The sequence below is a fragment of the Mesorhizobium sp. WSM4833 genome (genome assembly GCF_055811095.1).
The window spans coordinates 323,067-343,153 of the sequence record NZ_JBVVQG010000008.1 but is presented as its reverse complement, the minus strand read 5'-3'; the positions used below and the strand labels follow the sequence as shown (position 1 = coordinate 343,153).

The 20,087-nt window shown below is 60.8% G+C and carries 25 protein-coding genes; 14 read left to right on the top strand and 11 right to left on the bottom strand.

Annotation, left to right across the window (positions count from 1 at the left end; translation table 11 throughout):
• Nucleotides 1-8: 8 nt before the first annotated feature.
• Nucleotides 9-845: an alpha/beta fold hydrolase gene (locus AC0L2D_RS18800; protein WP_127366453.1), complete on the bottom strand. Its 837-nt coding sequence runs from the start codon at nt 843-845 to the stop codon at nt 9-11.
• A gap of 308 nt (nt 846-1,153) precedes the next feature.
• On the opposite strand from AC0L2D_RS18800, the gene AC0L2D_RS18795 reads away from it, so the two are divergent.
• Nucleotides 1,154-1,771 (top strand): flavodoxin family protein, encoded by a 618-nt coding sequence (locus AC0L2D_RS18795; RefSeq protein WP_013531545.1) that lies wholly within the window; start codon nt 1,154-1,156, stop codon nt 1,769-1,771.
• Nucleotides 1,772-1,927: 156 nt separating this feature from the next.
• Entirely contained in the window at nt 1,928-2,092 is a 165-nt protein-coding gene (locus AC0L2D_RS18790; RefSeq protein ID WP_292562826.1) for a DUF3309 family protein, read from the top strand.
• Between the two features lie 128 nt (nt 2,093-2,220).
• On the opposite strand, the gene AC0L2D_RS18785 is transcribed toward AC0L2D_RS18790, so the two are convergent.
• A complete protein-coding gene (locus tag AC0L2D_RS18785) occupies nt 2,221-3,111 on the bottom strand; it encodes a DUF1236 domain-containing protein (protein ID WP_473541875.1) in 891 nt (296 codons plus the stop codon).
• Between the two features lie 154 nt (nt 3,112-3,265).
• On the opposite strand from AC0L2D_RS18785, the gene AC0L2D_RS18780 reads away from it, so the two are divergent.
• A complete protein-coding gene (locus AC0L2D_RS18780) occupies nt 3,266-3,757 on the top strand; it encodes a hypothetical protein (RefSeq protein WP_224674205.1) in 492 nt (163 codons plus the stop codon).
• 91 nt (nt 3,758-3,848) lie between these two features.
• Nucleotides 3,849-4,085, top strand: a complete 237-nt coding sequence (locus AC0L2D_RS18775; protein ID WP_027161660.1) for a DUF6894 family protein — start codon at nt 3,849-3,851, stop codon at nt 4,083-4,085.
• A 10-nt stretch (nt 4,086-4,095) separates the two neighbouring features.
• Here the strand turns inward: AC0L2D_RS18775 and AC0L2D_RS18770 are convergent, their stop codons facing one another.
• The gene (locus AC0L2D_RS18770; protein WP_013531550.1) at nt 4,096-4,353 is read right to left on the bottom strand and encodes a hypothetical protein; all 258 of its coding nucleotides are present in this window, start codon (nt 4,351-4,353) and stop codon (nt 4,096-4,098) included.
• A 293-nt stretch (nt 4,354-4,646) separates the two neighbouring features.
• Here AC0L2D_RS18770 and AC0L2D_RS18765 point away from each other — a divergent pair, with 293 nt between their 5' ends.
• From AC0L2D_RS18765 to AC0L2D_RS18750, 4 genes are all read left to right on the top strand, one after another.
• Nucleotides 4,647-4,841, top strand: a complete 195-nt coding sequence (locus tag AC0L2D_RS18765) for a DUF2934 domain-containing protein (protein WP_032808298.1) — start codon at nt 4,647-4,649, stop codon at nt 4,839-4,841.
• A gap of 88 nt (nt 4,842-4,929) precedes the next feature.
• On the top strand, nt 4,930-5,106 hold the full coding sequence (locus AC0L2D_RS18760) for a hypothetical protein (protein ID WP_082827400.1): 177 nt from the start codon (nt 4,930-4,932) through the stop codon (nt 5,104-5,106).
• On the top strand, nt 5,103-5,999 hold the full coding sequence (locus AC0L2D_RS18755; protein ID WP_473541872.1) for an alpha/beta fold hydrolase: 897 nt from the start codon (nt 5,103-5,105) through the stop codon (nt 5,997-5,999). The genes AC0L2D_RS18760 and AC0L2D_RS18755 overlap by 4 nt, the downstream gene beginning before the upstream one ends.
• 123 nt (nt 6,000-6,122) lie before the next feature.
• On the top strand, nt 6,123-6,533 hold the full coding sequence (locus AC0L2D_RS18750; protein ID WP_013531554.1) for a DUF427 domain-containing protein: 411 nt from the start codon (nt 6,123-6,125) through the stop codon (nt 6,531-6,533).
• Nucleotides 6,534-6,576: 43 nt separating this feature from the next.
• On the opposite strand, the gene AC0L2D_RS18745 is transcribed toward AC0L2D_RS18750, so the two are convergent.
• Nucleotides 6,577-6,996 carry an HD domain-containing protein gene (locus AC0L2D_RS18745; protein WP_013531555.1) on the bottom strand — a complete coding sequence of 140 codons (420 nt, stop codon included), beginning with the start codon at nt 6,994-6,996 and terminating at the stop codon, nt 6,577-6,579.
• 24 nt (nt 6,997-7,020) lie between these two features.
• Complete coding sequence (locus AC0L2D_RS18740) at nt 7,021-7,416, bottom strand: GFA family protein (RefSeq protein ID WP_027161657.1); 396 nt, start codon at nt 7,414-7,416, stop codon at nt 7,021-7,023.
• A gap of 245 nt (nt 7,417-7,661) precedes the next feature.
• Here AC0L2D_RS18740 and AC0L2D_RS18735 point away from each other — a divergent pair, with 245 nt between their 5' ends.
• Together AC0L2D_RS18735 and AC0L2D_RS18730 are read left to right on the top strand one after the other, a co-directional pair.
• Complete coding sequence (locus AC0L2D_RS18735) at nt 7,662-8,225, top strand: cysteine hydrolase family protein (protein WP_473541870.1); 564 nt, start codon at nt 7,662-7,664, stop codon at nt 8,223-8,225.
• A 100-nt stretch (nt 8,226-8,325) separates the two neighbouring features.
• Nucleotides 8,326-9,600 (top strand): DUF763 domain-containing protein, encoded by a 1,275-nt coding sequence (locus AC0L2D_RS18730; protein WP_013531557.1) that lies wholly within the window; start codon nt 8,326-8,328, stop codon nt 9,598-9,600.
• Between the two features lie 23 nt (nt 9,601-9,623).
• Here AC0L2D_RS18730 and AC0L2D_RS18725 read toward each other — a convergent pair whose 3' ends face one another.
• The 5 genes from AC0L2D_RS18725 to AC0L2D_RS18705 all read right to left on the bottom strand — a co-directional run bounded on the left by AC0L2D_RS18725 (nt 9,624) and on the right by AC0L2D_RS18705 (nt 13,595).
• Nucleotides 9,624-10,067 (bottom strand): PPC domain-containing DNA-binding protein, encoded by a 444-nt coding sequence (locus AC0L2D_RS18725; RefSeq protein WP_027161655.1) that lies wholly within the window; start codon nt 10,065-10,067, stop codon nt 9,624-9,626.
• A 44-nt stretch (nt 10,068-10,111) separates the two neighbouring features.
• The gene (locus AC0L2D_RS18720) at nt 10,112-10,429 is read right to left on the bottom strand and encodes a hypothetical protein (RefSeq protein ID WP_013531559.1); all 318 of its coding nucleotides are present in this window, start codon (nt 10,427-10,429) and stop codon (nt 10,112-10,114) included.
• 117 nt (nt 10,430-10,546) lie between these two features.
• On the bottom strand, nt 10,547-12,142 hold the full coding sequence (locus AC0L2D_RS18715) for a DHA2 family efflux MFS transporter permease subunit (RefSeq protein WP_473541867.1): 1,596 nt from the start codon (nt 12,140-12,142) through the stop codon (nt 10,547-10,549).
• Nucleotides 12,139-13,326 (bottom strand): HlyD family secretion protein, encoded by a 1,188-nt coding sequence (locus tag AC0L2D_RS18710; RefSeq protein WP_473541865.1) that lies wholly within the window; start codon nt 13,324-13,326, stop codon nt 12,139-12,141. Before AC0L2D_RS18710 ends, AC0L2D_RS18715 begins: the two co-directional genes overlap by 4 nt.
• A 98-nt stretch (nt 13,327-13,424) precedes the next feature.
• Complete coding sequence (locus tag AC0L2D_RS18705; protein ID WP_127366153.1) at nt 13,425-13,595, bottom strand: hypothetical protein; 171 nt, start codon at nt 13,593-13,595, stop codon at nt 13,425-13,427.
• 183 nt (nt 13,596-13,778) lie between these two features.
• Between AC0L2D_RS18705 and AC0L2D_RS18700 the strand changes: the two genes are divergently transcribed.
• From AC0L2D_RS18700 to AC0L2D_RS18685, 4 genes are read left to right on the top strand one after another with little or no spacing between them, the layout of a single operon-like run.
• Nucleotides 13,779-14,396: a (2Fe-2S)-binding protein gene (locus AC0L2D_RS18700; RefSeq protein WP_024505525.1), complete on the top strand. Its 618-nt coding sequence runs from the start codon at nt 13,779-13,781 to the stop codon at nt 14,394-14,396.
• Nucleotide 14,397: 1 nt separating this feature from the next.
• Nucleotides 14,398-15,420, top strand: a complete 1,023-nt coding sequence (locus AC0L2D_RS18695) for an FAD binding domain-containing protein (RefSeq protein ID WP_473541862.1) — start codon at nt 14,398-14,400, stop codon at nt 15,418-15,420.
• A 3-nt stretch (nt 15,421-15,423) separates the two neighbouring features.
• The gene (locus AC0L2D_RS18690) at nt 15,424-17,703 is read left to right on the top strand and encodes a xanthine dehydrogenase family protein molybdopterin-binding subunit (RefSeq protein ID WP_473541860.1); all 2,280 of its coding nucleotides are present in this window, start codon (nt 15,424-15,426) and stop codon (nt 17,701-17,703) included.
• 23 nt (nt 17,704-17,726) lie between these two features.
• Nucleotides 17,727-18,188, top strand: coding sequence for a RidA family protein (locus AC0L2D_RS18685; protein WP_013531565.1), 462 nt, complete (start codon nt 17,727-17,729; stop codon nt 18,186-18,188).
• 46 nt (nt 18,189-18,234) lie between these two features.
• Here the strand turns inward: AC0L2D_RS18685 and AC0L2D_RS18680 are convergent, their stop codons facing one another.
• The gene (locus tag AC0L2D_RS18680) at nt 18,235-19,944 is read right to left on the bottom strand and encodes an HAD family hydrolase (RefSeq protein WP_063168016.1); all 1,710 of its coding nucleotides are present in this window, start codon (nt 19,942-19,944) and stop codon (nt 18,235-18,237) included.
• Nucleotides 19,945-20,087: the final 143 nt, after the last annotated feature.

Genomic DNA, 20,087 nt, shown 5'->3' with positions numbered 1-20,087 from the left:
TCGCTTCACTATCTCGGTGCGAATTCCACCAGCGCCTTGACGAATTCTGCCGGTGCCTCGATCGGCAGGAATTCGCCGCAGTTGGCGATCATGTGACCTTGCAGGTTCTTTGCGCCAGACATCCTCAGACCTTCGAGGTAATCGTCGATCGATCCAAAATCCGCGTCGCCGCGGATATAGAGGATCGGAACTTCGATGCGCGCCGGGGCATTGGCCTCGGCATCCTGCTTGAACGCGCGATACCAATCAAAGCCGGCCTTAAGTGCCTCCGGCCTCGCATAGGCCTGCGTCAACGTCTCCCGCATTTCATTGGTCAATGCTTCGGGACGGCCGGCGAGCAGATCGAAGAAAAAATCGAAGTAGGCGCGTTGATGGCCCGTCACCAGCAACTCCGGTAACTCAGGCACCGCATGAAACGCAAAGTGCCAGATGCCCGGGTTTGCGACTACCTTCGTCCATGGTTGAAGGCCGGGGATAACCGTATTCATCGGCACCGCGCCGACGATGCGACCGCCATGATGGCGAGCAGCAGCGAAGGCAATCATGCCGCCCACATCGAAGCCTGCAACGACGATGGATTTGGCCCCAAGCGCCTCGGCGGCTGAAATCACAATACCGGCAAGAACCTTCTTTTCCGCCGACGGCGGAGTGCCACGCGATTCACCGATCTCCGGAAGATCGAAAGCCAGCGTAAAGTACCGTGTGCCGAGTTCATCGATCACGCCATCATAGATTTTCCTGGAATGGGGCCAGCCGTGCAGAAGGATCAAGGCCGGTCGGCGCGGATCGCCGGCCGTGGATACCGCCAGCTGCATATCGCCTGCTTCGAGGGTCTGGACGAGCATCGTCTATCCATTTTCGGGAACTCAGAAGAAAACGAAGAGCGAACGAATAGGTTGCCCCACCAGTTCAGTCTGCGTCGCTCGCCGCTGTCCGTTCTCCAACGTCTGTGCTCAAGGACCCAGCCCGCTTTCTGAGCCGGCTCGACCGTCACCAAGTGGGAGGAGGGGGCCATCCACCGGCCCTGTTGGTCCGCCTGCGGAACAAGCATTTAACCCTGGCGTTAGAATGCCGGGCGATCCCGCAACGGGCGAATGGGCAGTCGCGAAGTCGTCGCGGCGGTTTGCAATTAGGACAATGCAGGGAGATTCACATGCCGCTTACGGCCTTCGCACTCAATTGCTCGCTCAAAGCTTCGAACGACAGGGAAAAATCCTCCACCGATCGGTTGCTCGCCGATGTCCTGGCGGCGTTGATGCAATACGATGTGAAGGGCGAGATCGTGCGTGCGCTCAGCCACGATATCAAGCCCGGCGTGCTCTCCGACATGGGCGAGGGCGACGATTGGCCGAAACTCAGAAAGAAGATACTGGCGGCCGACATCTTCGTGCTCGGGCTTCCGATTTGGCTTGGCCAGCCCTCGAGTGTGGCCAAGCGCGTCCTGGAGCGGATGGATGCCTTTCTCGAGGAGACGGATGACAGAGGGCGAATGCCGGCAGCAGGAAAGGTGGCCCTGGTGGCCATCGTCGGTAATGAGGACGGTGCGCATCACTGCCACGCGGAATGCTTTCAGGCATTGAACGATGTCGGCTTCACCATCCCGGCCAATGGCGGGGTCTACTGGGTTGGCGAGGCGATGGAGGACGTCAACTATGTCGACCTGCCGGCAACTCCGGAAAAAGTCTCGGGTGCGATCGAAATGGCAGCCTCAAACGCCGCCCATCTCGCTGGATTGCTGAAAGACCAGGGCTATTCGGGCGTCTCGGGATGACCTTTGTTCGCCTAAACAACTTTGAGCGGCCAGACCTTGCAGCGTCGATGAGGTCTCAATTGGGAACAGGAAGGCTTGTAGCGAGTTCATATTCTCATCAGCCGGCGACCGCCGCTCCGTCTACACGGCGCGAAGCCGCAAACAGGAGAGCAAGTCATGGGTCTCGGCACAATTCTTATCATCCTTCTGATTATCGCATTGCTTGGCGGCTTTAGTGGACTTGGTGGCGGGCCATTCTACGGCACCGGCTATTACGGGGGCGGCGGCCTCGGTCTTCTGCTGCTTATAGTCATAATCCTGGTCGTGCTCGGGCGTCTCTAGCCGAGTCCGCCATGCGGTGGCAGATTGTATCACCTGCCGCTTGCGGTTCTCTTCGGAGTTGCTTTGAATCCATAGCAGTCCGGCAATGACGGTCCGCCCTCTGGAGGGCGGACCACTCGTCGGACATATCAGGTCAAAATCAGCACGATCTTGAACGTATCCGGATCAACGATGACGATCCGACCGTCCGCAAGCACGAAATACTCGTAGCTTTCGTAAGCGGGAACGATCTTGACGATACGAGCCGGCAGCCGATGCAGCCTGACCTTGTGCCGCGGAACTTCGACGCCGACGCTGATGTCAAAATTGACATTGGACACAGGCTCGACCTTCGTCTCCCGGATGATCTGAGTGACTTGGGTTTTCTGCTCCACCGTCACGTTGTTGATGGAACCGGTCGACGTCGTATCCTGTGTCGAGGCCTTGCCCTGGGCCTGCTGGTCGGTGGTGGTGCCGGCCTTGCCCTGAGCCTGCTCGTCGGTCTGCATCTTGGTCTTGCCCTGGGCCTGCTGGTCGGTGGTGGTGCCGGTCTTGCCCTGAGCCTGCTCGTCGGTCTGCATCTTGGTCTTGCCCTGGGCCTGCTGGTCGGTAGTGGTGCTGGCCTTGCCCTGAGCCTGCTCGTCAGTCTTCAGCTTGGCTTTGCCCTGGGCCTGCTGGTCGGTGGTGGTGCCGGCCTTGCCCTGAGCCTGCTCATCGGTCTTCAGCTTGGCCTTGCCCTGGGCCTGCTGGTCGGTGGTGCTGGCCTTGCCCTGAGCCTGCTCATCGGTCTTCAGCTTGGCCTTGCCCTGGGCCTGCTGGTCGGTGGTGCTGCCGGCCTTGCCCTGAGCCTGCTCGTCGGTCTTCAGCTTGGCTTTGCCCTGGGCCTGCTCGCCCATCTTGGAGCCGTTCTGGCAGTCAGCCTGCCCGGAAGCGCAGTTGGCGTCTGCGCCAGATTGGCTTTCGGTCTGTTGTGTCTGAGCCACCGCCGTTCCACAGCCGAGCCCGATGGCCAGCATGCTGGTAATGAGAACACGTTTCATGGGAAATCTCCCTGGGTAAGGTTCGTCCCTTCACTGGGTAGAACCAGCACCCAAAAAAAATGTTCCGAGATAGATGCGTGAGTGCTAAAAAACGACCCCGCTTGAGATCATACGATCGCGGGCGGAAGCCGCCGTTAAAGCGACCTTTTCAACCTTGGCGATTGCCCTAGCTGTCTCCGGAGAGGAGACCGACATGGCAATCTATAGTCTGAGAGTGGTCAGCTTCATTTTCGTTGCCCTGGCTTTCGCTCCGGCCGCCGCGCATTTCTTCGCTATGTTCAACAAGATGAAGCTCGACGGGCCAAACTATCTGGCTGCGCAGCGCGCCTATGATGGATGGAGCCTGTTCGGCATCGTGGTGCTGGGAGCATTGCTCTCCACGGCCGCCCTGGCGATCCTGCTCTATCGAGCGAGCGCATCTTTCGGCTTGGTTGTTGTCGCCTTTCTAAGCATCGGCGCCACGCAGTTTGCCTTCTGGACGCTGACCTATCCAATTAATCAGGCGACCCGGAACTGGACTGTCCTCCCTGAAAACTGGGAGCTGCTGCGGCGCCAATGGGAGTATTCGCATGCCATCGCCGCAGGCCTCAACGCCTTGGCGTTGCTGGTGCTTTTCATATCGGCGCTTCGCCCTGCGGTGCGTTGAACGACCACGTCGCCACCAGCACGGCCAGCGGGCAGGAACCACCATGAAGCGGAATCATTGAAACGCCAGATGTTCCAGCGCGGCAGGAAAAATGAAACGGTACTATTTTGATCTTCAAAACGGTGACGGCGCGGTACCCGACGATGACGGGCAGCTGTTCGAATCCCGGGAACAAGCCAGAGCGGAAGCAATTCGTATTTTGCAGGATGTCGCCCAAGACGAAATGCCCGACTGCGATTTCGTCAAGATAACCGTCAAGGTACGCGATGAGATCGGTGCGCAGATGTTTGAGGCGTCGCTTGTTCTGACCTCCGGATGGAGCGTTTGATGTCGCAGTGCTAGCGGCGATACCGCACCGGGATTTGCACGACATTCTCCGATCCAGGCAGATCAAAGGCCATGGCTAGCTGACGTACGGAGGCCATCTCCACGATCAGTTCTTCAATCGAAAGGTCTGGCAGGCCGGTCTTCACCCTCTGCCTCACCCTGGCCGCAAGTTCATGAACCCGCACCGGGACGAAAAGCGGGCTGTCGTCCAGCAGCTTGCTGATTTCGATGACCACATCGGCGTCGATGTCTTTCGGCAATTCCCGCATGAGCGTCACCTCCAATCGAAGCAACAGCCCGCCATGTCGATGCGACGGGCGATCCGGCTTTGAGCGCCGGGCAGTGGATCGGAGAGGGACGTGCTCGGCGCTGGCCGATAGCCTGATTCATAAAACTGCGAGCATAGGTGTGTCACGAAAAAATATCGGTACGAAATTTACCAAGCCGGTCATCCCATGCAATCCACAAGGGCCTTCCCGAAATCCGGCAGCGGCTGTTGCCGACAGAGGAGGAACAAAAAATATGGCCCGGAATTGAGACTGACGAATTGGAGGATCTAGCCATGGACAGCAGGGAAGAAAAGATCAAACGACGGGCCCATGAAATCTGGGAACAAGAGGGCCGGCCGGTAGGCCGCGAGCAGGAGCACTGGGATCGGGCCGTGCAGGAGATCGAAGCTGAGGGTTCGGAGACTGAACGTGGCCCGGTTCTGCCTGACCCGACAGTTGCGGCCGATTCCAATAGCTCGAAGCGTTGATCGGCAATCCCATGGCGTCTTGAGGACCCCGGTCGGGCAACCAAATTGGCGGAACCTCGTTTGCCGGCATCAACCAGAGGAGGTTTCGATGAAGAGGTTCTTTTCATTCCTGGTCTTGGCCGCTGCCCTTGCGCTCGGCGCCTGCGACAACAACACCGAGCCGATGAAAGCCACCGGCAACAAGAACCCACAGGTTGATCAGGCCGCCAGACCAGGCCCCACGACTGGCGGCGACCAGCCAGCTACGGTGCCTCAGAGCAAATGAACTCCGTCTCACATTGCGACACACCTCTGCTGCGCGTCGCCTATCTCGATGGTGGACCGCAGGACGGCGCCCCGGTTATCCTGCTGCATGGCTGGCCCGACGACGCGACGACATACGCTCGTATTTCGCCGATGCTTCATGAAGCTGGCTTCCGGACGTTTTCCCCTTGGTTGCGAGGCTTTGGGCCGACATCGTTCCTGTCGAAAGAAACCATGCGCTCGGGCGAGATTGCCGCGATGGCGCAGGATGTGCTGGATTTTGCAGATGCGCTTGGCATCAGCCGCTTTGCAGTTGTCGGACATGACTGGGGCGCTCGGATATCCTATCTGCTCGCGTCGGTTTTTCCGGACCGCATCAAGTGCTGCGCTGCGCTGTCCCTCGGCTGGCAACCAGGCAAACCAGCAACGCCGACGCCCGAACAGGCGAAAGCATTTTGGTATCAATGGTTCATGGCGACCGCACGGGGCGCCGAGTTCGTACGAAAGAACGGCAAGGAATTCGCCAGGTATCAGTGGGACAGCTGGGGTCCATCAGGCTGGTTCGACGACGCCATTTTCGATGGCGTTGCGAGCTCGTTCGAAAATCCTGACTGGGCGGATGTGACGTTGCATTCCTATCGGGTCCGGTGGGAAGAGGCCGAGCCCGATCCGCGTTATGCCGAACTCGCCCGCCGGCAAGCAACGGTCAAGATCATCACGGTGCCGATCCTGACGCTTCACGGTGGTGACGACCGCGTTGTGTTTGCCCAGTCTTCAGAGGGGCTCGAAGAGCATTTCACCGCGTTCTACAGGCGGGTGGTGCTGGATGGCATCGGACACTTCCCGACGCGTGAGGCTTCTGATCAGGTTTCGCGAATGTTGGCTGCGTTTCTCGATAGCCATGGCACGCGCTGAAGGAGGGGCGCCATCGACCCCATAGTAAAGACCGGAACCTGACGCATCGCCGCGCATTTCGTCTCCATGCATGACGAACCGAAATGCGGTCTCGCAATCAATCGGCAGCCAGGGAGAATTTGGATGCAAGCTTCAGGCGCAATCTCAAGACACCATGCTGGCCAGTTGGCCATAGAACCGTTTGCGGGCACGGTGACGGTACGATTTTCCGACGCCATAGTCGCTGCCACGGAACGGGCGAAAGTGCTTCAGGAAGAAGGACATGAGCCCGTGTTCTATATCCCTTTCGAAGACATCTATTTTGACCTTTTCGAAAAAACGAACACCACCAGCCGCTCCCCTTTGAAAGGTACCGCGAGCTACTGGCGCGTCCATGCCGTGGGCAGCTCGGCTGACGATTTCATGTGGGCGTACGAGACGCCTGAAACCGCGGCGCGGGCCATTGCACGTCATGGTGCATTCGATCCGGAAAAGGCGCGCATCGATGTCGAGCCCGCGGAGGACAGAAGGCATACGCCCCACGTCACGGAGTAGATTGCCCGTTCTCATCGGCGCGAGCTGAAATTCAAGGCAGCTGCTAACCGCGTGGAAACTCTTCATCAAGGATGCGTAGTGCCTCCTCGTATCTGACGGTTGATGCCCCGGCCTGTCGTGCCTGCCAGATATTGTCCGCCAGATCCGCGCGCTTCACCGGCAGCGCCAATGGATTCGATGCCGCTCGTCGCACGAACGCGAAGTAATCCTCGCCGTCCCTGCGCGACATGGCATCGACGGCCGACGCGATCGTCGGGCCAAAACCGGCCTCTTCCAACCTGGTCCGGTCCCAGCCTTCGCCCTTTTCCAGGACGTCATGGAGATAGGCGACGACCTTCTGATCCTTGGTTTCGACCGCGTCAACGACACGCCGACAGTGCTCGATATAAGGTCGCCCGGTCTTGTCGCGCTGTGCCGCGTGGACCTCTTCGGCAATCTTGGCCGCCCGGTAAAACATGCTCATCAGGCTTCCCCTTCAGACATGGTTTCACCATCGCTCCTCGGTGTCGTGGTGCGGCAGGTCCATTCCGCAGCAAACCCAGCCAAGTCGCTGCCTCGATCCATAATTGTAGCGCGGCTCCAGGCGAGCCGGATCGTCGAACGTTCCGACATGAAGCGCGATCTCTCCCGGCGATGCGTCATAGGCGAGGCTGAGCGGCGATCCGCAGGCGGAGCAAAACCCCCTGCAGGCAATCGGCGAAGACCTGCGATAGGTCGGCGTCGCATCGGTCCAGGTCACGCTTTGGGAAGGTACCCAGGCCAGAACCGCGAACGCACTGCCGGTCGCTCGCCGGCACATATCACAATGGCAGTAATGCACTCTCGGTTCGCTTCCAACGCGGAAGCGGATCGTGCCGCAGAGACATCCTCCGCTCAGTTCCATTTTGGCGCCCCGGTTGACTTGCGGCTCCAACGCCTCTCGCGCGGTCTCATGCGAGCACCTCCATTCATCACAGCGAAAACGCCGGTCATTTGCGTCGGTTCCTGTTGGCTATCTCAGGAACCAGTGCTTGCGCGCGGCGTTGCGTGTCTTTGCTGGCAAAATGAGGAGTCAGGGAATGCTTGGCCGGTCGGAGACGCACTGATGTCGATGCCGGGGCTGGCATACGGTCCCTGGGCGATCGATGCATGCATGTCTGCGTGGACATGCAGCGGCTGTTTGCCGAGCCGTCTCAATGGGCAACACCCTGGATCACCCGGGTTCTCCCGCAGATCGAGACGCTGGTCGAAAGACGCGCGCCGCAGACGGTCTTTACACGCTTCCTGCCAGCCAAGAAGCCGGGGCAGGGCGTCGGCACCTGGAAGCGCTATTATGAGCGCTGGGCTTCACAGACGATCGAGACGATCGGGCCTGAAATGACCGAACTGTTGCCGTCTTTAGCCGGCTACTGCCCGCCAGCGGCGATCATCGACAAGCACATCTACTCGCCCTGGTTCGAAGGGCGCCTCAGAGCCTTCCTGGTGGAGCGCGGCATCGATACGCTCGTCATCACCGGTGGCGAAACGGATGTTTGCGTTCTGGCCACGGTGCTCGGAGCCATCGATTTCGGCTATCGCGTGGTTCTCGTCACGGACGCGCTATGCAGTTCTTCCGATGCAACCCACGACGCACTGCTGACCGTTTACCACCAACGTTTCGCGCAGCAGGTCGAGACGGTTGAGATGGAAACGGTTCTCTCGAACTGGACTTGACGTTCGCCAACTCGGCTCGGCGGAAAGTGTCCATGCTTCCTTGCGCGGTTTGGCTGCCTATCTGTTAAGAGAATAACGGACACCAGAACGGATAGCAGACGTGACGCAACGATCGGGAAGTGCTGATCTTCCACTCCATGGCGGGCGCGTGCCAAAATGGCTCGGCGACCGCATGACGCGTCTTGGCGCCGTGATGTGCGAAGCGATCATTCATCACTATGGTCGAGACGAACTGCTGCGGCGGCTGGCGCATCCGTTCTGGTTCCAGTCCTTTGGTGCTGTCATGGGCATGGATTGGCACTCGTCGGGGATCACGACCAGCGTCGTGGGCGCTTTGAAGCGTGGCCTCACGCCGCTTTCCGGCGAGCTCGGCATTCATGTCTGCGGTGGTCGCGGCGCGCATTCGCGAAAAACCCCGCATGAACTCGAAGCCATCGGCCAACGCGTCGGCTTTGACGGAGCGGGCCTGGCCACCGTCAGCCGTCTTGTCGCCAAGGTCGACAGCGCCGCAGTCCAGGACGGTTTCGATCTTTACCTGCATGGTTTCATCGTCACCGATGACGGTCGCTGGGTCGTGGTGCAGCAAGGCATGAACGGTGACAGCAAGGTGGCGCGCCGCTACCATTGGCTCTCCGAGGGGCTCAAGAGTTTTGTCGACCAGCCGCATGCCGCCATCGAGGGCATCAATCAAGGCGAGATCGTCAACCTGACCGACAGGCGCGCCGACGCGTCGCGCCAAGGGCAACTGAACCTTTTGCAGGAGCTCGGACCCGATCGCATCCTGGGCGAGCTTGCGGCATTGGAGCGTTGCGCGGAGCCGAGGCGCCGGCAGGAACCGGAGCAGCCGCTGCTGCCGCATTTGGTCATGCCGGCCCATCATGACGTTCGCGAAAGCGATGTCGTCATGCATCGTCTTCACGGCAATATCGCCGCCGCCGCGGACCGCGGTCCCACCGATTTCGCCGAGCTCCTTCTGGTCCCCGGCGTCGGCGCGCGCACGGTGCGCGCGCTGGCCCTCGTTGCCGAGGTGGTGCATGGCGCGCCTTGCCGCTTTTCCGATCCCGGCCGCTTCTCGCTGGCGCATGGCGGCAAGGACAGGCATCCATTTCCAGTGCCGCTGAAGGTCTATGATGAGACGATCGGGGTTCTGAAGTCGGCCGTGCAAAAGGCAAAGCTCGGTCGCGATGAGGAAATCGGTGCCTTGAGGCGGCTCGACGATCAGTCGCGGCAAGTCGAACGATACGCAACCGGCCCCAGCCTGAAGGAAATTGTCGCGGGAGAATTCGACCAGTCGCATCTGCTTGGCGGGCGCAGCGTGTTCGGGTGGGAAGCGGCCCCGGACACAGCACCTGCTGAGCGGAGCAAGAAGGCCTGAGAACGAGCTAGAGCGGCTGGAGATCAATCGTCCAGATCGATGAGCGCGACACCGAGATCCGGGCGCTTGCTGCGGCGCAGATGGCCGGGCGCTTCCACCAGGGTGATTTCGAGCGTTGGCCGAACGATGCCGTCAAGCAGATGTCCACCCCGGGTGGTGCCATCGCTCAATCCCAGCACCGCATGGACGTGCAGGCTGGGCTTATCGTCATCGCCCAGTGCGACATCGCCGATCGCGCTCAGAACCTCGCACTGTTCGTCGATAGGGATTTTGCGGTAGGTCTTCGCGTCCGGATCAAACCAGCCCACGGTGGCTTTTTCGAAAGCCCCTATGGCGGTCAGGGACGCGCTGCCGATCTTCTGGTCGACCGCGAAGGCGGTCAGTGCCGCGAACGCTTCTTCGCCTGGGTCGAGCACCAGGACAAACGTCCTTTGTCCGCCGATCTCATTGACGAGCTGCGATTTCATCCCTGTCCTTCCATCGTTCGGCCCCATTGAGCGCCGCCGTCAGATCAATGGGCGCGGTGTTCCGCATTGCGCTTGCGAGTCGCTGCAGCTTTCTTTGCCGATTCCGATCGGCTTGCGGCAGACCGTGATGCCGATGCCTTGCCGCCGCTTTTGCCGCCTTTGTGCGCCGCCGGATGGCCCGTGTGTTTGCCGCGGCCCGAACCGCCTTCCTTCTTGCCACCGCCATCGTCCTTGTTGACGGTTGCCCATGCGCGCCGCTCTGCCTCCTTGTCGGAAACCCCGCGCTTCTCATAACCTTCGGCAATGTGGTCGGCTTTACGCTCCTGCTTGTCAGTGTACTTCGATTTGTCGCCTCGTGGCATGGCCAGCTCCTCCTGTTGAACAAGGGCTGAACGTCGACTCGACGCGCTGGTTCCAACGGAAGTTCGCGAAGCCGAAGCCGCATGGCGGGGCAGCGCCATACACCGCCGCGGCGCGAGCTAACGCTTTTCGGGCCGGGGAGAGCGCAGCAGCAAGGCGAGGGGAACGAGCAGTGCGGTCGCTACCGCGCAATACCGAAAGACATCGATATAGGCGAGTAATGAGGCCTGCCGCGCTATCAACTGTCCTATCCAGCCGAGCGCCTGCTGTTTTGCGTCGATCATCGGCGAGCCTTGAGCCACGAAGTGCTCGGTCGCCTGACGCAGAACCTGCTGGTAGGCCGGTGACGACTGTGCCGTGTGGCCGACGAGGTCCGCCTGATGGATTTGCGCGTTCTGGGCTATCACTGTGTTGGACAGCGACACGCCGATGCTTCCGCCGATGTTGCGGGCAACGTTGATGAGTGCCGACGCCTGGTTCGTCTGCTGCGGAGCAAGACCGACGTAAGCCGCCGTCGAGATGGGGATGAACAGGAACGGTAAACCGATCATCAGGAAGATGCGCGCGAAGGCAAAGAAGCCGAAACTGACGTCCGGGGTGAGCGATGTCATATGCCAGAGCGCGACAGCGACGACGGACATGCCTGCCATGATCAGGTATTTGGGCTGGACGATGGCGCCGGCAAATCCGGAAATCGGCATAAGCATCAACATTGCGATGCCACCTGGCATCATCGACAGGCCCGACAGGGTCGCCGTATAGTTGAAGGCGGTCTGCTGCAGTTGCGGCATCAACTGGGTGGTGCTGAACAGCACGGCGCCCACTGCCATCATCACCAGGAACGATGTGCCGAACTGACGGCTGAACAGCAGTCGGACGTCGACGATCGGATCGCGGTGACTGAACTCCCACGGGATCAGCAGCAGGAATGAGACCGCCGAAATCGCCGCGAAGGTCACGATGAAACCTGATGCGAACCAGTCGTTGCGCTGGCCCTCATCGAGAAAGATCTCCAGGCAGCCAAGTGCCGTGGCGACCAGGATGAAACCGACCCAGTCTATTCTGAGGCCGCCCTTCAACCGTTCCTGCCGTTCGCGCTCGAGCACATCAGGCTCGACCACCAGCCACTGCACCAAGGCAAGCGACATGATGCCGAACGGGACATTGATGAAGAATATCCAGTGCCAGGAGAAATGGTCGGTCAGCCAACCGCCGATGGTCGGCCCGACTGTCGGTGCGACGATGACGGCAATGCCGTAAAGAGCAAATGCCTGGGAGCGTTTTTCGGGTGGAAAGGTGTCGGCGAGAATGGATTGTTCGCTGGGTGCCATGCCGCCGCCCCCGAGGCCTTGCAGGATCCTGAAGACGATGAGCATTTCCAGATTGGGCGCCAGGCCGCACAGCAGCGACGCTATGGTGAAGATCGCCACGCAAAGCATGTAGTAACGCTTGCGGCCGATGACGCTGGCCAACCAGCCGCTAACCGGGATGATCACGGAATTCGCGACCAGATAGGTGGTGATCACCCAGGTGCTTTCGTCCATCCCGGCCGCGAGGCTGCCGGCGATGTTGCGCAGCGCCACGTTGGCGATCGAGGTGTCGAGCACCAGCATGAAGGTGGCGATCGAGACGACGACTGCGATCAGCCACGGATTGCGCCCGCCGGCGGCGGACCGGGTTTCGCTCCGTTCACCAGCCATTTCGACGGCGCTCATCTCACCTTGACTGTCGGCACCACCGACAGGCCTGGACCCAGCAGCACGCCCGGCGGTCGGTCGAAGACGATCTTCACGGGCACGCGCTGCACCACCTTGACGAAGTTGCCGGTGGCATTCTCGGCCGGCAGCAGGCTGAAGGCGGTGCCACTGCCCGCCTGGATGCTGTCGACGCGGCCGTGGAAGTTCTTTTCGGGATAGGCGTCGATATCGATGTCGACGGGCTGTCCCGGCCGCATCAGATCAAGCTGGGTCTCCTTGAAATTAGCCTTCACCCAGACCTCGTCGGGAACGAACATCATCAGCACCTGACCAGGCTGGGCGTAGGTGCCCTTGGCGGCCGTGATACTGGTGGCGCGACCGGCGACAGGCGCGGTTATGATGGTGCGCGACAGCATGGTGCGGGCCTGCTCCTGGCTGGCCTTGGCTTGATTGAGCTTTGCTTGCGCGCTCTTGGTCTGTGCCTGCAGAACAGTGACCTGGCTTTTCGCGGCAGCGACGTTTGCTCCGGCGCTGTCGAGGGCGGCCTGGTCCTGGCGCAGGGTAGAAGCGGCCTGTTCCGCCTGCTGTTGGGTGGAGGTTCCCTTGGCCAGCAGCTCACGGTTGCGCTTGTCCTCCGCTTTGGCAAACTCGAGCGCGGCCTGGGCCTGCGCCACCTGCTTCTGTGCCGCATCGATCTTGGCGTTTTGTGCTTCGATCTGTGCGCCGACATCGACGATCTCGGCCTGCGCCGAGGCCACACCGGCGTCGGCTTCCGCCAGGCTTGCCTGATAGTCGCTGTCGTCGATGCGCAAGAGCACGTCGCCGGCTTTCACAGACTGGTTGTCGGTGACCGCGACATCGGTGATACGACCCGATATCTCGGCACCGATCGTCACCGTGCGGGCGTCGATGAAAGCATCGTCGGTCGATTCATACTGACGCGCGTCCAGCCACCACAAGACCAGCCCTACGGCAATCAGCAGCACTGCGAGCAGGATGGCGATGGATATGTAAGGGTGCCGCCGAGGGAAGCTCAGCAGGCTGGGCTTTGGTTCTCCGGCCTGCTTGTCCTGCTTGTGCTCCTGACCGTCGGCCTGACCGGCGTCTTTCCGGTGTTTTGGCGACGCCTCTGAGGTGGCCCTGCGTGGCGCGGCGTGCGTGTCGCCGGTTTCAGGTTCTTCGGTTTGGGTTTTCGCGTCCACGGGAGAACTCCCAGGAGTTTTGACGTGGCCAGTCAACGACAACTGGTCGTAAAAGGTTCCTGGCGACCGGGCACGGTTTCGCGCCTGGCGGAATTGGTTCAGCCGATTGCCAACCTGACCGCGATGGCCAGGATCACAATACCGACCAAGCCGGCTATGAAGATAACCCGACGCGTGCGCGTTCGCAGGATGATCTCGCCCTGTCTCGCCTGCTCCGCAGAGAACACAGGTCCATTGTCATCGTCCTTGTCATGCCGACCATCGCTCATGATCGCCTCCTTCCGGCCCTTGGCACACACCGGCTCTTGGCACACAACCATCGCTCGACAGGTGAGGTTCCGGTTACATCGATCCCGCCCGCAGAAAAAAAGGATCACAGGCTCGTGAGGAGGGAACTTTGTCCTCCGCGACTGGTTTGGGCCGCTTGAGACCCAGCCAGCCCGGAGCCAGCCATGTCCGATGCCAAGATGTCCAGTGGCCTGAGCAGACGCATGTTCATGACGGCCTCTGTTTCGGCGGCGGCGGCGATGCCGCTTGTGAATTCCCCGACGAGAGCTGCCCAGCCAGCGTCCGAAAAGCCAGCCGAACCGCGCGACTTGTCGGCGGTTTCAATGCGTATCAACAAACAGACCTACAATCTCGCGCTCGACAATCGAACCAGCCTGCTTGACGCTCTGCGCGACCACGTCGGCCTGACCGGCACCAAGAAAGGTTGCGATCACGGTCAGTGCGGCGCCTGCACGGTTCTGATCGATGGAAAGCGGGTACTGTCCTGCTTGAGCTTTGCCGTCATGAACCAGGGGCGGGAGATCACAACGGTGGAAGGCCTGGCCTCGACGGACGGGGAACTGCATCCGGTCCAGCAGGCCTTCGTCGACCACGATGCCTTTCAATGCGGCTATTGCACACCGGGTCAGATCATGTCCGCCATCGGTTGCATCAACGAAGGCCATGCTGGATCGGAAGATGACATTCGCGAATATATGAGCGGCAATCTATGTCGCTGTGCGGCGTATCCCAACATCGTTGCGGCGATCGTCCAGGCGCGCGACGAGATCAGGAGGGCTTAGGATGCGCCCCTTCGTTTATGAAAGACCAACCAGCGTCTCCGCTGCAATCGCCATGGCATCCCGTGTCGATGCCGTGCGCGTTCCGCCAACCGGCGCCGACACGCAATTCATCGCCGGCGGCACCAATCTGGCCGACTACATGAAGCTCGGTGTCACGCGGCCGGACCGACTGCTTGACCTCAACACTCTTGCCGAGCCAGCCTTGCGGCAGATCAGGATAAACGATGACACGATCCGGTTTGGTGCACTGGTCCGCATGGGTGAAGCAGCCGACAACGATGACGTCCGGCGGCGTTGCCCGGCCCTTGCCGACAGCCTGAAATTCGCCGCCAGCGGTCAGCTTCGCAACATGGCGAGCCTGGGCGGCAATGTGCTGCAACGTACGCGCTGCGAGTATTTTCGAGAGATTTCCTGGCCGTGCAACAAGCGCGAACCCGGCTCCGGTTGCGCTGCGATGGAAGGGTCCAATCGCCAGCACGCCGTGCTGGGTACGAGCGATGCCTGCATCGCCACGTATCACGGCGATTTCGCGCAGGCGCTGGTTGCGCTCGATGCCACCGTCGAGATCGAAGGTCCGCGGGGAAGGCGCACGCTTGCATTTGCCAAGCTGCACAAACGGCCGGGCGACACGCCCGACATCGAGACGGATCTCGCCGCCGACGAGCTCATAACCGCCATCGAAGTGCGGCTCGAACGGTGGAGCAGCCGGTCGCGCTATCTGAAGATTCGCGATCGCGAATCCTACGCGTTTGCGTTGGCGTCCGCGGCTGTTGCGCTCGACATGGATGGCGAGACGGTAAGGAGTGCGCGCATTGCGCTTGGTGGTGTGGCGACGGTGCCGTGGCGGGCGCGCGAAGCAGAGGACGCGCTACAGGGCAAAGTGCTTGACGAAGCCGCGGCGCAAGAGGCTGCCGAGGCTGCCTTCGCCGATGCCAGACCGCGCGAGCATAACGCATTCAAGATACCGCTCGGCAAGCGCACGCTGGTGCGGGCGCTGCTCGAAACCCGGGATATGAAGGGCTGAGCCATGAACCAAGCTGCACCCGCCCCCAGGGAAAACCAGGGCGATCCGGTTGTCCGCATTGACGCCCGGCTAAAAGTTACCGGACAGGCCGGCTATCCCGCCGACATCGTCACGGCCAACGTCGCCTACGGTGCCCTTGCCACCAGCAGCATTGCCCGGGGCAAGGTTTCGGGACTTCACACGAAAGACGCCCGGGCCGTACCCGGTGTGCTGGACATCGTCACCTATGACGATATGGACAAGACCGACACGCCGAAATTCGGCAACACCGGCGCAAGTTCGATCGGGCCTTTGCACGACAAGACGGTTTTTCACGACGGTCAGATCATCGCTCTGGTGGTTGCCGAGACCTTCGAGGCGGCGGAGGAAGCCGCAATGTTGATCCGCGCCGACTATGAGGACCAACGGCCCGCCGCCAGCTTTGATTCCAAGGGCGTGAAGATGGAGCCGGCTGCCGGCAAAAACCCTATGTTCAAGGAGGATGCGAAGGCCGGTGATTTCGATGCCGCCTGGGCGGATGCGACGGTAAAGATCGACGAAAAATATTCGACGCCGACCCAGCATCACAATCCGATCGAACTGTTTTCGACCACCGCAATATGGCAAGGCGACCAGTTGACCATACACGAGCCCAGCCAGAACGTTACCGGCTGGAAGGTGGAACTGGCACGCCAGCTGAAGCTCGATCCGGCCAATGTGCGGATCGTCAGTCCCTATATCGGCGGCGCCTTCGGCTCCAAGGGGCCGATGACGGCACGCACCGCTATCGTTGCCGTCGCGGCGCGACGCATTGGCCGCCCGGTTCGCTGCGTCGTCAATCGCATGCAAGCCTTCGGTACGCAGACCTATCGCGCCGAAACGCGGCATCGGATCCGCATGGGCGCCGGCAAGGACGGCCGCATCACGGCGTTCGGACATGAGGCCTGGGAGGTGACGTCACGCCCTGACCCTTATGTCGTCGGCGGCACGTCCGCCACCGCGCGCATGTACAATTACGGCGCCGTTCTGACGCATGTTTCGCTGGTTCATGCCGACCGCAACACGCCTGGCTACATGCGATCGCCGCCGGAGACGCCTTATGTCTACGCGCTGGAAAACGCCATGGACGAAATGGCCGTGGCCCTCGGCATGGATCCTGTCGAGTTTCGTCGCATCAATGAACCGGAGAAGGAGCCCATCGGAGGCAAGCCATTTTCCAGCCGCTCACTCATCAAGTGCTACGACCAGGCGTCGGAGGCCTTTGGCTGGTCGAAGCGCGATCCCAAGGTCGGCTCGATGCGCGACGGCGACTGGCTGGTCGGGATGGGCTGTGCGACGGCGATCTATCCGACTGCCGCCGCGCCCTGCGCGGCCCGGGTTCGTCTCACCGCCGACGGCGAGGTTCGAGTCCAGTGCGGCTCGCATGAAATCGGCACCGGCGTTCGCACCATCGCCGGCCAGATGGCGGCCGAAAGACTGGGGGTCGGCATGGACAAGATCAGCGTCGAGATGGGCGACAGTGCCTTGCCGCCGGCTCCCGTGTCGGGCGGATCGATCTCGACCGCCAGTGTCTGCTCGGCGGTCATGAAAGCCTGCGACGCGATACGCGGAAAGCTGTTCGCCGCCGCTGCGGGCAGGGGGGCTCCGCTGGCCGGTTCGGGCAATGCGAAGCTGGACTTGAAGGACGAAGAGGTCGTCACCGAGACCGGCAAATCCGCAAAGCTGGCTGATGTCTTCAAGGCTATGCAAGTCGGCGCCATCGAGGAATATGCCGAGTTTGCGCCGAAGGGTTCTTCGCCTGAAGCCCTCAGCAAACTCTATGCCGGACAGTCGGAATTTCATGGTGGAGAGAACGACGAAGATTCGGTCAAATATGCCTTTGGCGCCGAGTTCGTCGAAGTGCGCATCAACAGCTATACACGCGAAATCCGGGCCCCGCGCATCGTCGGGGCCTTCGCCGCCGGGCGCATCATGAACACGCGCACCGCGCGCAGCCAGCTGATGGGTGGCATGATCTGGGGCATCGGCCAGGCGTTGCACGAGGCGACGGAAATCGATCAGCGACACGCGCGCTACGTCAACCGCGACCTGCAGGACTATCTCGTGCCGGTCAACGCCGACATCAAACAGGTCGACGTTATCCTGGTCCCCGAAATCGACCATCAGGTCAACCCTGCCGGCGCCAAGGGCTTGGGCGAACTCGGCAATGTCGGAACGGCTGCTGCCGTGGCGAGTGCCGTCTATCATGCCACCGGCAAGCGCATTCGCGATCTGCCGATCAGAATAGACGATTTGATAGGCTGACGATCAAGAGTTCTGGACGAAGCATGGAACTCGTAACCCATAAGAAATTCAAAAACGGAAGGTTGATGCCGTGGGGAAAAGGCACGGTCGTCTCCGGAGCAAGGGGATTTGTCTACCTTTGCGGAAATACGGCAACCGCCGAAAATTATGATCCGACCGGAAAGAGAGGAGGGGGATTCACTGGCGATGCTGCGGCACAGTGGCGCGCAATTCTGGCGAACATCAAATCAGATCTGGAAGAACTCGGCAGCGCGCTCGACTATCTCATCCGGCTGACCTTCTTCATCAAGGGGCCATTTCCCGATGGCGGCGTTCTGAGTTCACCCAATTTTCGTCTCGACGTACTGGACGAGTTCTTTGCCGAGCATTGCCCGAAGCACTGCAGCTATAACAACCCGCCGCCTTCGGAGGTCATCGGAGTTGCAGCACTTGCGCAAGCCGACATCGTCGTTGAAATTGTCGCGGTGGCGGCGTTGCCTGACTGAAGAATTTCGCATGCAGCGCTGGCTTGATTGCCTTGGCTCTCGCGTGTCACTCCGGGGCTGTGGCGGGAGCCGTGTAACGGCGGCGCACGGCATCAAGCACCCGCTTGCGGCTCTCCTCCGCCGACAGGGTCTTGTCCTCTTCCGCCTCGGCGGTTTCGCGCGCCAGGTCCTTGTCCCTGATCTGATGTCGAAACCATTTGGAATAGTCGCCGGTGCGCAAATGAAACTCCCAGGTCTTATCATCTATGCCCTCGGCGATCTGAGCGAAGATCATCAGATTGTGAGCCCTGAGATTCATCGCATTCTCAGGGCCATGGAAATAGAAGCTGCCGGCTTCGTCGAGCTGGCCTTCGGCATATTTCCGGCTGTGCCGCTTGAGTGACTGACGTGGTTCGACCACTTTGACCGTCTTGACTTTTTTGCCTGCCTGCGGCCGCCAGAACAGCACGCGCGCACCTTTCGGGCTGGGGATGACCTTCGGCGGCTCAATGCCGGTTTCACGGCAGAAGACCTTCACGACGTCCTTTGCCTTGGGGCCAAGCGCAATGATGGCTGTCACCAGGCGCAAGGCGTCTGTCGAGATCGCCTCGGGGTGAACGGTGATCAGGATTGTGCCAGGCAATTCCAATGACAGAACCGCCCGCGTATCGTCGCGCCGCTTGGGCAGAAGATGATGCGCTTCATCGATCACGAGCCAGTGCGGTCTCGCGGTGCGCCGGCGGAAACTGCTGAGGCCAGGCAGCAGGTCGGCAAAGAAATCCGGCCTCTCGTCGACCCGCAGGGCCAGTCCATTGACGACTATGTTGCTGTCGGCCTTGGCGATCAGATCCAGCACTTGCGCCTTTGTCGGCGCGCTTGAGCCGTCTCCCAGGCGAACGGCGCCTTCGAGGCCATCATAGTCGCCTTCGGGATCGAAGACACAAAACTGAAAGCCGCTTTCGACGAAGCGCTCGGTCAGCGCGGTGGCCAAGGTGGATTTACCGATACCGGAACTCCCGGCAATGAGGATCGTGTCGCTCGGCGACAGGTAGGTATCGTCGCCGCCAGATGATCCAAGAACGATGCCGTCATGGCGCTTCGGCACTATCGCGTGATCACGCTTTATCAGCTTTGCGATCAGTTGCTCCACGCCTTTGCCTCGGGCGCCAGGCATGATCAGGTTGGCTGTATCCTTGACCGCCGGAATTGCATTGTCGACGGCGACGCTGCAGCCACAGGCTTGCAGGAACGCATGATCGTTCTCGGCGTCGCCGACGCCGACGACGTTGTGCGGCGAAAGTCGAAGGTCCTGAAGGGCCGCGGCGAGCCCGGTGGCTTTGTTGATGCCGCTCGGCAGGATCATCACCGCGCCCTTGTTGAAGATGATTTCCAGTTCGAGACCCATCTTCTTGATGACCTCAAGCACGGTCGCTTGATGCGGTTCCCAGGTCGCGACGATCGATCGTCCGACCGAAAGCGGCTTGACGCCCTGCCTCTTCAACCTGGCGACGAATTTGGGCTCGGGCGGCGGGGCGATCACCCGCTCTTCCTCGCTGGCCGGCGTGTAGATCATCGCGCCATTCTCAGCGACGACCTTGTCGAAGAGGCTAAGCTCGGGAAAGACGCCCTTGAGATCGGGCAGTTCACGCCCGGTGACGAGAACCAGCTTGCGGCCGCTTTTCTTGAACCGCTCAAGCGCAGTGAGCGTTTTCTTGGCGACGACCCCATCATGAGCCAGCGTGCCGTCATAGTCAGTCGCCAATGCAATGAAATACATTCCGCCAACCCTTCTCGGTTCCGATTGCTCTGCGGCTAGAACGTGTGATCGAGACAAAGGCTCCCCGCCGACCGGATCGAGGTCTTGGAGAAGGGGGAACGGTCCGCCCTCGGAAATCAGGAACTCCTTCGGTGCCGGCACGT